The organism is Streptomyces sp. NPDC058326 (genome assembly GCF_042879855.1).
Taxonomy (GTDB): Bacteria; Actinomycetota; Actinomycetes; order Streptomycetales; family Streptomycetaceae; genus Streptomyces.
This window is the reverse complement of record NZ_JBHVZO010000022.1, coordinates 91940-104728: the sequence shown is the minus strand read 5'-3', so window position 1 is coordinate 104728 and position 12789 is coordinate 91940. Positions and strand designations below refer to the sequence as shown.

The window sequence follows — 12789 nt, the reverse complement described above, 5'->3', positions numbered from 1 at the left end:
TCGGTTGCGCGGGGCGGTCGGGCAGGTGGGTCGCCCGGCTGGGTCACGCGGCTTCTGACGCGGGTCGGTTACGGGTGGAAGGGCAGGCCCGCGCCGGCCGCGAGCTCCAGGTCGTCGCCCTCGGGCGGGGGCAGCAGGGTCGCGGAGCCGTCGCTGACGGGGACGACGCCCAGTTCCAGGAGTTCGGCCATGGCGGCGGAGCCGGCCATGTCGCGGACCTGGAGCTGGTAGCGGGCGGTGGTGCGGTAGGAGCCGCCGCCCTCGTCGCCGGTGCGCTGGAGGAAGCCGGAGTCGGTGAGGAAGGCGGCCGCCTTGCCGACGATTCCGGTGGTGGATCCGGCGAGGCGGCGGGCGTCCTTGGTGGCGCCGGTGGCGCTCCGCCGCGCGTAGATCCGCCAGGCCGCCTCAAGGCCGGGCGCGTCCGAGGCCGGGTCGGTGTTCTCGCCCTGCTCCTCGGCTCGCTGTTCGAGGCGCAGACATGCCTGGCGTACGAACGCGTCCACGCCGTTGACGGTGAGACGGCCGATGTACGCGTCGTCCGCGAGGTCCTCGGGGCGGGGGAAGGCCGTGGCGGCGACGGCGAGATGGGCCAGTCCGTGCAGGAACCGGTCGGCGGAGTCCGTGGAGGCGCGGCGCGCGTAGTCGCCCATGCGGACGGCGAAGACCGAGTCCTCGCCGGCGGTGACGGCCATGCCCGCGCGCGGGGAGACCTCGAGGACGACGAGGCCGAGACCGGTGGCGACGGCGTCGGCGAGGCGCGCGAACGGGGGGTCCTCGCGGTAGCGCCGGAGGAGCTCCCCGTACTCGGCGTCACGGGCAGGGAGCAGCTTGGGCTGGAGCCCGAAGGAGACGAGCCGGGCGGCGTCGGCGGCGTCGGCGGGGGTGACGGCGGCGGTGCCGGTGGCCGTCGCGGGGGTGGCCGGGGGCTGCGGGGGCTCCTGCTCGCCCCACGCGTCCGCGTACTCGGCGTGGGTTTCGCTCACGGCTGGGGCTCCTCGGTGCGGCTCTCGGCCGGTGTCGGTACGGCGGGGGTGACGGGTCGGGGCAGGGGCAGCGGCACGGGGGTGACGGCCGCGGGGGGCGTGGCGGGCCGGTCCGTGGAGGTGGGCGGTTCTTCCGTGAGCCGGACGGCGCGCACGGAGGGGACGTCCCGCCGGCGGGCGGACGCCGTGCGGGACGCCTCGGGCACGGCCACGACCCCGAAGCGGGGCCTGGTACCGGACGGCGGGGGCCGGTCCCCGGCGTCACCGCGCGCTCCGGCGGGCGGGTCGACGTGGACGGGCCGCACGCGGGGGCCGGCTTCCGGTTCCGGTTCCTTCCCCGGTTCCGGTTCCTCTTCGAGGACGGGCTCGGGCTGGAGTTCCGGTTCCGGTTCCGGATCCTCTTCGAGGATGGGCTCGGGCTGGAGTGCCGGTTCCGGTTCCTCTTCGAGATGGGGCTCGGGCTGAGGCGGCACGGCGGCGAGGGCGATCGTGGTGGGGGCGGGCGGGACGAGGGTCACGTGGCCTCCGTACGGTCGGCGGCCATGCCCGCCGCGTCGAGCAGGGCCGTACCGACGATGAGGTCGGCACCGCCGAACTCCGGGTCGTCGAGCGGGGTGCCGTCGTCGACGGCGAAGAGAAGACGCTCCTCGCCCTGGCGGTAGGCCGTGCCGACCGGGGGGCTCGCCGCGTGGACCGCGAGGAGGGCGACGAGGTAGGGCAGGTCCCCGTCGAGCTCGCGGGCCTCGGCGAGCAGCCCGGAGAGGCGCCGCGGGGCGTCGTGCTCCAGGTCGAGCAGGCGCAGGGCGCTCGCGAGCTGTTCCTCGCTGAAGCGGGAGTCGTCCGGGGTGGCGATGAGGTCGGGCTCGGGCATCTCCGCGCCGAGGTGCTCGCGCTCGACGGGCGGGGTCAGCAGCAGGTCCACGAGGTCGCCGAGGCGCACGGAGGCGGGGGTGCGCAGTCCGGTGCCCCGGGCGAAGAAGGCGTCGGTGACCCTGGCGGCCTGTTCGACGGGGAGCGGCAGGGTCGGGGCGACGAGCTGACCGTACAGATCGAGTCCGGTGTACGTGGTGGGGGCGGCGAACGCCTGCCGGTCCTGCTCGGCGCGGAAGAGCGGCCCGGCGTCCAGGAGTCGGGACTGGAGCTGGGTGTGGCGCCGGATGCAGTCCTTCACTATGTCGACGAGCTCGGCGGCGCGCCGCTTGTGCTCGGCCGTCCTGGCGTCGGACATCGCCTCGGCCTCGTCGCGGACCCTGCGGATGTTGGTGAGGATCGCGTTCTCGTGGCGGTAGCGGTCGGCGACGTGGTCGAGCGCCTCGGCGATCATGTCGGGCACCGCGTTGAGCCAGTCCACCGCGCGCACGTTGCGCCGGGTGGCCTCCAGGGTCTTGCGGAGGGTCTCGGCGTACTGCACGGTCCGGTAGCGCGCCTGCTCGGCGGCGAGCTGGGCGTCGGCGAGGCGGCCCCGGTTGATGAGGACCTCCAGCTTCACCTCGGCGGCGATCTGGGCGCTGGTGACGTCGGTGTCGAGCGCTCCGACGAGGACGTTGACCGCTTCGTCGGTCGTCCGGAGGTAGACACCGCCGCCGTACCCCGGGACCTCCTCGATGAGCTTGAAGTCGTAGTCCCTGCGGACGTAGACCCCGTCGGTCCCGAAGGTGCCGTAGACCGCGCGGAAGCCGCGGTCGACGCTGCCGACGTTGATCAGGTTCTCCAGGACCCAGCGGGCGACGCGCTCGTGCTCGGCGGCGGGCCGGTCGGGCGCCTGGGCGGCGACCCGGGGCAGCAGGCGGGCGACGATCTGCTCGTGGTCGGCGCCGGTGTCGAAGTCCATGTTCAGCGTGATGAGGTCGATCGCGGCGAGGGCCACCTCGGCCATCGCGTAGACCGAGTACTCACCGGCGAGGTTCGCCTTGCGCGCGTCGAGGTCGTGCAGCGGGGCGGTGCACGCGAGCGCGCGGAGGCGCCGCGCGAGCCCTTCGTCGGCGGCCGGGCCCTGCGCGGGCCGCGGCCCCGCGCTGAGCTGGGGCGGAACGAGGTCCGTCGAGGCAGGCGAAGTCACGGTGCACAGATTAGGTCCTCGAACTGACAACGGTCGAAACGGCGCAGATGCGACCGGCCCCGGGGAGTCGGTCCGGCCGGGCTCCGGGAGGTCAGCGCGACCGGGCCGGCGGGCTGTCGACGGCCCGCTCGTACGCGGCGGCGAGCCGGGTGCGGGAGTCGTCGAGGTAGCGGGCGAGGAGGTCTTCGGCCCTGGTCCGCTCGCCGGCCCGCAGGGCCTCCAGGATCTCCCGGTTCCGGGCCAGGTACGGCTCGTGCAGGGCGCGGGGATCGCCGACGAGGTGGAACGCGAGGCGGAGTTCGGCCAGGACGCCCCGCATCAGCTCGTCGGTGCGGGCGCTGCCCGCGAGGGCGACGAGCTCGCGGTGGAAGTGGATGTTGGCCGTCGAGACGCCGTTCCAGTCCCCCGCCCGGGCCGCGGTCTCGCCCTCCGTCACGGCGGCAGTGAGCGCGTCCAGGGCGTAGGGGGGCTGCCCGAGGCCGCGCACGACGGCGCACTCGACCAGCCGCCGGGTGCGGTGGATGTCGTCCACGTCGTCGACGGCGAGCACGCGTACGAAGACGCCGCGGTTGAGCTCGTGGACGAGCAGCCGCTCGTGGGTGAGGAGCCGGAAGGCCTCGCGCAGGGTGTTGCGGGACACGCCGAGGGCGCCGCCGATGCCGTCCTCGGAGAGCCGGGTGCCGGGCGGGAAGTAGCCCTCCGCGACCCGGGTGCGCAGGATGTCCGCGACCCGTTCCGCCGTGCTGGTGCGTCCGAGGAGCACGCGGTCGGCGGTCAGGTCCCCGGTTTCGCTCGCTGCCACGCCGCTCCCTCTCGTACACCGGACATCAGTCTTCTTGTCGGATCGTTCAACGATCCTCTACCTTGACGGCACCGTACGGTACCCCTCCCTCCTGCGAGGTGCAGATGCGCACACCCCCGGCCCAGGCCCCGATCGATCTCAACGCCGATCTCGGAGAGGGCTTCGGCCGCTGGACGCTCACCGACGACGAGCAACTGCTGTCCGTGGTGACCAGCGCCAACGTGGCCTGCGGATTCCACGCCGGGGACGCGGCCACCATGCGGCGGGTCTGCGAGCTCGCGGCCGGACGCGGGGTGCGGATCGGGGCCCAGGTCTCCTATCGCGACCTGGCCGGGTTCGGGCGGCGTTCGATGGACGTGCCGGCGGCGGAGCTGGCGGCCGAGGTGGCGTACCAGATCGGCGCCCTCGAGGTCTTCGCACGGGCAGCGGGCGCGCGCGTGGCGTACGTGAAGCCGCACGGGGCGCTCTACAACCGGGTGGTCCGGGACGAGGAGCAGGCGGCGGCGGTCGTCGAGGGCGTGCTGCTCGCGGACCGCTCGCTGCCGGTCCTGGGGCTGCCCGGTTCGCGGCTGCACGAGGCGGCGGAGGCGGCGGGGCTTCCGGTCGTCGCCGAGGCCTTCGGCGACCGGGCCTACCGGGCCGACGGCTCCCTCGTGCCGCGTGGGCAGGCGGGCGCGGTCGTCAGCGACCCGGCCGCCGTGGTGGAACGGTCGGTGGCCATGGCCCGGTTCGGAGTGGTCACGGCGCACTGCGGGAGTTCCGTGGCGGTCCGCCCCCGGTCGCTGTGTCTGCACGGCGACACTCCGGGGGCGGTGGAGCTCGCCCGGCGGGTCAGGGAGCGCCTGGAGACCTCCGGGGTCCGGGTGGAGGCCTTCGCGTGAACGCGCGGGCGCTGCGGGTCGGCGAGCGGGCCGTCCTCGTGGAACTGGCCGGCGGCCCGGAGACCGAGGCGTTCCACGCCGAGCTGCTGCGGCGGCGGGCGGCCGGCACGCTGCCCGCCGTACGGGAGATCGTGCCGGCGGCGCGGACCGTCCTCCTTGACGGGGTGGCCGACCCGGACCGGCTGGCGGCCGAGATCACCGGTTGGGACGTGGGGCCGCTCCCCGCGCGCGTGGGCCGGGCGGTCGAGATACCGGTGCGCTACGACGGACCCGATCTCGGAGAGGTCGCCGCGCTGTGGGGGGTGTCCGTCGAGGCGGCGGTACGGATCCACACGGCCGCCGAGTTCCGGGTCGCGTTCTGCGGGTTCGCACCGGGCTTCGGCTATCTGACGGGGCTCGACGGGCGGTACGGGGTGCCGCGGCGGGCCACTCCTCGTACCGCCGTCCCGGCCGGTTCGGTCGCCCTGGCGGGGCCGTACACGGGCGTGTACCCGCGTTCCTCCCCGGGCGGCTGGCAGTTGATCGGCACGACGGACGCGGTGCTCTGGGACAGGGCCCGGGAACCGGCCGCGCTGCTCACCCCGGGGACCCGCGTCCGGTTCACGGCGACGGGCGTCACGACGGAGGGCGGGCGATGAGCGACCGCGCCTTCGCCGTGGTCCGGGCCGGAGCCCTGACGACCGTGCAGGACCTGGGCCGTCCCGGCCACGCGCATCTCGGCGTGCCCCGCTCGGGCGCCCTCGACCCGGCGGCCGCACGGCTCGTGAACCGGCTCGTCGGCAACCCGGAGACGGCGGCCGTCCTGGAGACCACCGTCGACGGCTGCGCCGTGCGGCCCCGGTGCGCGGTGACCGTCGCGGTGGGCGGCGCGCCCTGCCCGGTCCGGGTGGACGGACGGCCTGCCGCCTGGGGAACGACGGTACGGGTGGGGGCCGGGTCCGTCCTGGAGGTCGGCCATGCCGTGCGTGGGGTACGCGCGTACGTGGCGCTCGGGGGCGGGATCGGCGTCGAGCCGGTGCTCGGCAGCCGCTCCACCGACCTGCTGTCCGGCCTCGGCCCGGCACCGCTGGGGAACGGGACCGTCCTGCCGCTCGGACCGTCTCGTCCGCCGGCCGAGACCGTCGCGAAGGGGCTGGTCGACGTTCCCCCGTGGCCGGGCCCACCCGACGAGCTCGTGCTGCGGATCCGGCTGGGGCCCCGCGACGACTGGTTCACCGCCGACGCGCTCCGCACCCTCGCCACGCGCGCGTACCGGGTGTCGCCGGCGAGCAACCGCATCGGACTGCGACTCGAAGGCCCGGCCCTCGAACGGGCCCTGCCCGGAGAGCTGGCGAGCGAGGGCATGGTCCTCGGCGCGGTCCAGGTGCCACCGGACGGGAGGCCCGTGGTGTTTCTCGCGGACCATCCGACCACCGGGGGCTACCCGGTGGTCGGGGTGGTGCGGGAGGCCGACCTGGGCGCGGCGGCGCAGGCGGTGCCGGGGACTCCGGTGCGGTTCGTCGCGGTGCGCTGAGGCCGTCGGGGGGAGCGGCGGTGAGCCTCTCGCCGTACGGAAGCGAGGCGCGGGCGTCTCGCCGCAGGGAAGCGGCGGCGGTGAGACGTCTCGCCGTACGGAAGCGGCGGCCCGGGCGTCTCGCCTCCCCCGGGGCCGTTCACGCCTCGACGGGTGGCGGGCCGTAGCCCCCGCCGCCGGGGGTGCGCAGTACCAGGACGTCGCCGGCGCCGACCTCCGTGGTGGCGGCGCCGGCGAGGTGCTCGACGGTGCCGTCGGCGCGTTCCACAAGGTTCTCGCCGAGGGCGCCCGGCTCTCCGCCCGCCATGCCGTACGGGGGAACGCGCCGGTGCCCGGTGAGAAGGGCCACCGTCATCGGCTCCAGGAACCGGATGCGGCGCTCCACCCCGCGTCCGCCACGCCACCGGCCGCGCCCGCCGCCGTCGTCCCGTACCGCGAAGGCGTCGACCCTCACCGGGTGCCGCCACTCCAGGATCTCGGGGTCGGTGAGCCGCGAGTTGGTCATGTGCGTCTGGACGGCGTCGGCGCCGTCGAAACCGTCCCCGGCGCCCGAGCCGCTGGCCACGGTCTCGTAGTACTGCACGCGCGCGTTGCCGAAGGTGACGTTGTTCATGGTGCCGGAGCCCTCGGCCTGGACGCCGAGGGCCGCGTACAGCGCGCCGGTGACGGCCTGTGAGGTCTCGACGTTTCCGGCGACCGTGGCGGCCGGAGGGACGGGCGCGAGCATGGACCCGGGCGGGACCCGGATCTCCAGGGGCTCGAGGCAGCCGCTGTTGAGCGGGATGTCCTCGTCGACGAGGGTGCGGAAGACGTACAGGACGGCGGCCATCACGACGGCCGTGGGCGCGTTGGCGTTCCCCGGGAGCTGCGGGGAGGTGCCGGTGAAGTCGATGAGCGCGGAGCGCCGTTCGCGGTCGACGCGGACCGCGACCTGGATCACCGCGCCGCCGTCGGTCTCGTAGCGGTACGCGCCGTCCTCCAGGCGCGCGACGATGCGGCGCACGGACTCCTCGGCGTTGGCGCGGACGTGCCGCATGTAGGCCTGGACGACGTCGAGGCCGAACTCGTCCACGGTTCTCCGCAGTTCCTCGATGCCCTTCTCGTTGGCCGCGATCTGGGCGCGCAGGTCGGCGAGGTTGGTGTCCGGGTCTCGGGAGGGGTGGCGTGCGCCGGTGAGCAGGGCCCGCGTCTCGGTCTCGCGCAGCCGTCCGTCCCGTACGAGCAGCCAGTTGTCGAAGAGGACGCCCTCCTCCTCGACGGTCCGGCTGAAGGCGGGCATGGAGCCGGGGGTGATGCCTCCGATCTCGGCGTGGTGGCCCCGTGACGCGACCAGGAAGCGGAGTTCGTCGCCCGTGTCGCTGAACACCGGTGTCACGACGGTGACGTCGGGGAGATGGGTGCCGCCGTGGTACGGGTCGTTGATCGCGTACACGTCGCCGGGGCGCAGGTCGTCCGCGCGCCGCCGCAGGACCTCCTTGATGGATTCGCCCATCGAGCCGAGGTGGACGGGGATGTGGGGGGCGTTGGCGATGAGGTTGCCCCCGGCGTCGAAGAGGGCGCAGGAGAAGTCGAGGCGTTCCTTGATGTTGACGGACTGGGCGGTGTTCTCCAGGCGGACGCCCATCTGCTCCGCGATGGCCATGAAGAGGTTGTTGAAGACCTCCAGGAGGACGGGGTCGACGTCCGTGCCGGCCGCCACGCGCGCGGGGCGTGGGGTGACGCGGTGGAGGAGGAGGTGCCCGGTGTCGTGCGCGGTGGCCCGCCAGCCGTCGTCGACGACGGTGGTGGCCTCGGACTCGGCGAGGATCGCGGGGCCGTCCACGGTGTCGCCTGGCCGCAGATCCTCCCGCCGGTGGAGAGGGGCGTCCCGGGGTGTTCCCCCGCTGTACATCCGGACGGTGGCGTGGGGCGTGAGGGGGCCGGTCCGGCCGTCCGGGCGCCCCGGGCCGGCGTGGACGGGGCCGTGCGGGCCCGCGCGGCCGACTGCCTCGACGGAGACGGCCTCGACGACGAGGGGCCGGTCCAGGCTGAAGGCGTACCGCGCACGGTGGGCGGCTGTGAACGCGGCTTTCAGCTCTTCGGGGGGCGCGAGGTCGACCTGGAGGCTCGCGTCCGTGCCGGCGTACCGCAGGAGTACGCGCGCGTGCGTCGTGATCGCCGCGTCCGGCAGGCCGTCGGCACGCAGTTCCGACCGGGTCAGCGCGGCGAGTTCGGCGCAGAGGGCCGTCACGCGCGCGGGGGTTCCGGGGGCGGCGAGTTCGGCCTCGACGGACCGCTCCCGCATGGCCGTGGCGTCGGCGAGCCCGATGCCGTACGCGGAGAGCACTCCGGCCAGTGGCGGTACGAGGACGGTGTCGACGCCCAGGGCGTCGGCGACGGCGCAGGCGTGCTGGCCGCCGGCGCCGCCGAAGCTGGTGAGCGCGTACCGGGTGACGTCGTGGCCGCGTTGCACGGAGATCTTCTTGACGGCGTTGGCCATGTTGAGGACGGCGATCTCCAGGAAGCCCGCGGCGACCTCCTCCGGGGTGCGGCCGCCGCCGACCTCCCCGGCGAGGGCCGCGAACCGTTCGCGTACGACGTCGGCGTCCAGGGGCAGGTCGCCGGACTCGCCGAACACGGCGGGGAAGTGGGCGGGCTGGACGCGGCCGAGCATGACGTTGGCGTCGGTGACCGTGAGGGGTCCGCCCCGGCGGTAGCAGGCGGGTCCTGGGACGGCGCCGGCCGAGTCGGGGCCCACACGGTAGCGGCGTCCGTCGAAGTGGAGGACGGATCCGCCGCCGGCCGCGACGGTGTGGATGCTCATCATCGGTGCCCGCATCCGTACACCGGCGACCTGTGTACCGAGTTCGCGCTCGAAGGCTCCGGCATAGTGCGACACATCGGTGGAGGTGCCGCCCATGTCGAAGCCGATGACCCGCTCGTAACCCGCCTGTGCCGAGGTGCGCGCCATGCCGACGACCCCGCCGGCCGGTCCTGACAGGACCGCGTCCTTGCCCCGGAAGTGGGCCGCCTCGCGCAGTCCTCCGTTGGACTGCATGAACATGAGGCGGATTCCCGCGAGTTCACGGGCGACCTCGTCGACGTACCGGCGCAGGATCGGCGAGAGGTAGGCATCGACGACGGTGGTGTCGCCGCGCGGGACGAGCCTGATGAGCGGGCTCACCTCGTGCGAGCAGCTGATCTGGGCGAAGCCGGCGGCACGGGCGATCTCCGCGATCCGCGCCTCGTGTGCCGGGTGGCGGTAACCGTGCAGGAGGACGACGGCGACCGAGCGGAATCCGTCGCCGTGGGCGGCGGCGAGCGCCTCGGTGACGGCGTGCTCGTCCAGGGGACGGACGACGTGCCCGCGGGCGTCGACCCGCTCGGGGGCCTCGACCACGCGCGCGTAGACCGCTTCCGGGAGCACGATGTGGCGGTCGAAGAGCCGGGGCCGGTTCTGGTAGGCGATGCGGAGCGCGTCGCGGAAGCCCTCGGTGACGAGGAGGACGGTCGGCTCGCCGCGCCGCTCCAGGAGGGCGTTGGTGGCGACGGTGGTGCCCATCTTGACGACGGCGATCCGGTCGGCGGGGACGGGTTCCCCCGGCGTGAGCCCGAGGAGGAGACGGATTCCGGCGACGGCGGCGTCCTGCTGCCGGGCGGGGTCGTGGGAGAGCAGCTTGCGGGTGACGAGCCGGCCGTCCGGCCGTCTGCCCACGATGTCGGTGAAGGTGCCGCCCCGGTCGATCCAGAACTCCCAGCGCCCGTTCATCTCTCCATTGTGGCCGCGAGCGCGGCGCCGAGGGCGGCGTCCGCGCGCGCGTCGAGGGGAGCGGGGCCGGTGCCGTCGGCCCAGGGCCCCCGGGCCCGCGCCCGAGCGGCGCGGGCCCCCGCGCGCCGGCCGTCCCGGTCCTCCGGGGCGGGGCCTCGCGTGGCGGGTTCTCCGTCGCGGGCCGCGCCGCCCCGGGGCCGGGGGCGGGGGTGACCTGGGTCAGACCTGGAGGTCCGGGCCTATGCGGTTGCGGACCGCGGTCTGGACCTCGACCTCCTCGGCCGGGTCGGCGGCGAGGCGGCGCAAGCGCTCGGCGACGCGTACGTCCCCGGTCTCGGCGTGCTGGGCCGCGACCTCGCGGGTGGTCTCCTCGCAGTCCCAGAGGCATTCGACGGCGAAGCCGGTCGCGAAGGTGGGGTCGGTGGCGGCGAGGGCGCGGGCCACGCGCCCGCGGAGCTGCGAGGAGGCCGTCTCGCGGTAGACGTGGCGCAGCACGGGGGCCGCGCAGGCGATGCCGAGACGCCCCGCGCCGTCGACGAGCCCGGCGAGCGCGGGCGAGTCGGGGCCTTCCGAACGGATGGTGTCGCGGAGTGCGCCGAGGACGGAGGGGGAGTCCTGGGCGGTGCCGCGGCAGGCGAGCACGTCGGCGGCGGCGGCGCCGAGGGCGTCGGTCCTGCGGACCCACGCGCGGGCGCGGGCGACCGCGTCCTCGCCGCACATGCGCCGGTAGGCGGCGACGGCGGCTTCGGCGACCTCGTGCGAGTCGCCGTCGGCGGCGGCCTCGACGAGGTCGAGGACGGCCGGGTCCCGCGACTCGGCGAGGTGGTGCAGGGCGGCGCCCCGGGCTCCCACCGAGCCGTTCCGGGCGGCGGCGAGCAGCTCGGGCCGGTCCTCGGGGCCGGCGACGGCGGTCAGGCAGCGGGCGGCGGGCCCGTAGAGGACGGCTCCGCGCTCGTACCCCTCCTGCGCCCAGTCGAGGACGGCCCGGACGCTCCAGCCGGGGCGGGGCCCGGCGGGGCGCATCTGGCGCTGCCAGCGGTCGAAGGAGCCCTGTTCCTGGGCGGCCCTGACCCGGGCGCCGACGGCGTCGCGCCGGTCCTCGGCCCAGAGTCGCCACGGGCGCGGCTCGAAGGCGTCCCGGACGATGCCGGCCAGCTCGGCGTCGCCCTCCGCGTCGGCCGGGAAGCGGGCCAGTACGGGACCGGCGAGCGCGCGCAGTCCGGCGTCGTCGTCGCGGAGCGCGAGCTCGTCGAGGGCCCAGGCCCAGTTCGTGCCGGTCGCCGCGTAGCGGCGGAGCAGGAGCAGGGCGTCCTGGCGTCCGTAGGACGCGAGGTGCCCGAGGACGGAGAGCGCGAGCCCGGTCCTGGACTCCTCGGTGTCGAGGTGGTCCTCGGCCGCGAAGAGGTGGGCCTCGATCTCCTCGAGACCTCCGTGGAGGTCCAGGTAGAGACGGGCGTAGTAGAGGGAGCGGTTCTCGACCTGCCAGTCGTGGCGGGGGTCGTCGAGAACGCAATGGTTGAGGGCCGCGAGGGCCTCGGCGCGTGGCGCGGCGAGCGCGTGCAGGGTGCCGTCGCCGCGGCCCCGCTGCAGCAGGCCGAGCAGGGTGCCGCTCGGCGCTATGACTGGATCGAACATGGGAAGACGCCTCACATCAAGCTGTCGACACGACCGGGGGATACCGGGATGACCCGGGTCAGGCGGTACATCGCTGTACGCCTAGGCCGTGCGGCAACATGTCGGGCCGCCCGTCGTCCTGCGCTTGCCAGTGACCATCTTCCTCTGCCTCTCGTCGGTGGCCCGTTTTGCCGGGCCCGACGTCATGATGACCCACCCATTTCGCCACCGCGACCACATTTACGACGCTGCTCTCACCTGGGGTTCAGTGCCCGTTCACCGGGTTCCGAAGAGCTCGAGGAGTTCGGTCTTGCCGAACATCCGGGCGGTGTCGACAGCGGACGGAGTCCCCGCTTCCGGATTTGCGCCGCCGGCGAGGAGCGCGCGGATCACGGCGTCCTCACCCTTGAAGACGGCGCCGGCGAGCGGGGTCTGGCCGCGGTCGTTGGCGCGGTCGGCGTCCGCGCCGCGCGCGAGGAGGGCGGAGACGGCGCCGGCGTGGCCGTGGTAGGCGGCGAGCATGACGAGGGAGTCGCCCTTGTCGTTGGTGAGGTTCGCGGGGACGCCCGCGTCGACGTAGGCGGCCAGCGCGTCGGCGTCCCCGGTGCGCGCGAGGTCGAAGACCTTGGACGCCAGCTCGATGACCTCGGGGTCCGGAGTCTCGCTCATCGGGTGGGACCGCCTCTCTCCTGCGTTGTCGGCCTGCGCACGGCGAGCGCCGCCGTACGAGTGAATCGACAGGGTACTGCCCGCCCGGTGACATGACCTCGCCCGACCGAGGCAAAGATCACGGCAGCCCGCACCCGGTTCGTCCCTCTAACCCACCCCGGGCATTTCGCCACCCGACAGTGCGTTCGACATCCGCCGGTCAAGTGAAATCGCCCGTTTTTCACCCGAATGAACCTTTAGTCACATAGATACTTGCTGTGAACTTGGAAGGACTCATGGTGACTGTCCCCTCAACCAGGAGAACAACCAATGATCCTGTCCATCTCAGGCGTCGTCCTGCTCGGCATCATCTGCTTCCTGTTCTTCAAGAAGGACGGGATGAAGGCCTCGCACGCCCTCGTCAGCGCGCTGTTCGGCTTCTACCTCGCGGGCACCGCCATCGCCCCGAGCATCACGGCGGGCGGGCAGAGCCTCGCCGGCCTCCTGGGCGGGATCAAGTTCTGACGCCCTTCAGTCCCTT

11 protein-coding genes are annotated in these 12789 nt (G+C 74.4%); 4 read left to right on the top strand and 7 right to left on the bottom strand.

All coding sequences use genetic code 11. The features are described from left to right. Positions 1-68: 68 nt before the first annotated feature. The 4 genes from ACFVYX_RS31005 to ACFVYX_RS30990 form a co-directional block, all read right to left on the bottom strand. Complete coding sequence (locus tag ACFVYX_RS31005) at positions 69-983, bottom strand: hypothetical protein (protein ID WP_389684794.1); 915 nt, start codon at positions 981-983, stop codon at positions 69-71. Next, a complete protein-coding gene (locus ACFVYX_RS31000) occupies positions 980-1501 on the bottom strand; it encodes a hypothetical protein (RefSeq protein WP_389684793.1) in 522 nt (173 codons plus the stop codon). The genes ACFVYX_RS31005 and ACFVYX_RS31000 overlap by 4 nt, the downstream gene beginning before the upstream one ends. After that, entirely contained in the window at positions 1498-3042 is a 1545-nt protein-coding gene (locus tag ACFVYX_RS30995) for a hypothetical protein (protein WP_389684792.1), read from the bottom strand. The genes ACFVYX_RS31000 and ACFVYX_RS30995 overlap by 4 nt, the downstream gene beginning before the upstream one ends. A 91-nt stretch (positions 3043-3133) precedes the next feature. Continuing rightward, complete coding sequence (locus ACFVYX_RS30990; RefSeq protein WP_389684791.1) at positions 3134-3844, bottom strand: GntR family transcriptional regulator; 711 nt, start codon at positions 3842-3844, stop codon at positions 3134-3136. A gap of 104 nt (positions 3845-3948) precedes the next feature. Between ACFVYX_RS30990 and ACFVYX_RS30985 the strand changes: the two genes are divergently transcribed. The 3 genes from ACFVYX_RS30985 to ACFVYX_RS30975 are packed head-to-tail and all read left to right on the top strand — an operon-like array spanning position 3949 to position 6238. Continuing rightward, entirely contained in the window at positions 3949-4725 is a 777-nt protein-coding gene (locus ACFVYX_RS30985; protein ID WP_389684790.1) for a LamB/YcsF family protein, read from the top strand. Next, a complete protein-coding gene (locus ACFVYX_RS30980; RefSeq protein WP_389684789.1) occupies positions 4722-5363 on the top strand; it encodes an allophanate hydrolase subunit 1 in 642 nt (213 codons plus the stop codon). The genes ACFVYX_RS30985 and ACFVYX_RS30980 overlap by 4 nt, the downstream gene beginning before the upstream one ends. Next, positions 5360-6238: a biotin-dependent carboxyltransferase family protein gene (locus ACFVYX_RS30975; protein WP_389684788.1), complete on the top strand. Its 879-nt coding sequence runs from the start codon at positions 5360-5362 to the stop codon at positions 6236-6238. Before ACFVYX_RS30980 ends, ACFVYX_RS30975 begins: the two co-directional genes overlap by 4 nt. Before the next feature lie 139 nt (positions 6239-6377). Here the strand turns inward: ACFVYX_RS30975 and ACFVYX_RS30970 are convergent, their stop codons facing one another. From ACFVYX_RS30970 to ACFVYX_RS30960, 3 genes are all read right to left on the bottom strand, one after another. After that, positions 6378-9986 carry a hydantoinase B/oxoprolinase family protein gene (locus ACFVYX_RS30970; protein ID WP_389684787.1) on the bottom strand — a complete coding sequence of 1203 codons (3609 nt, stop codon included), beginning with the start codon at positions 9984-9986 and terminating at the stop codon, positions 6378-6380. Positions 9987-10205: 219 nt separating this feature from the next. After that, complete coding sequence (locus ACFVYX_RS30965; RefSeq protein WP_389684786.1) at positions 10206-11621, bottom strand: HEAT repeat domain-containing protein; 1416 nt, start codon at positions 11619-11621, stop codon at positions 10206-10208. A 255-nt stretch (positions 11622-11876) separates the two neighbouring features. Further along, positions 11877-12269, bottom strand: coding sequence for an ankyrin repeat domain-containing protein (locus ACFVYX_RS30960; RefSeq protein WP_389684785.1), 393 nt, complete (start codon positions 12267-12269; stop codon positions 11877-11879). A gap of 309 nt (positions 12270-12578) precedes the next feature. Here ACFVYX_RS30960 and ACFVYX_RS30955 point away from each other — a divergent pair, with 309 nt between their 5' ends. Continuing rightward, the gene (locus ACFVYX_RS30955; RefSeq protein WP_015032212.1) at positions 12579-12773 is read left to right on the top strand and encodes a hypothetical protein; all 195 of its coding nucleotides are present in this window, start codon (positions 12579-12581) and stop codon (positions 12771-12773) included. The last annotated feature ends 16 nt before the right edge of the window (positions 12774-12789 follow it).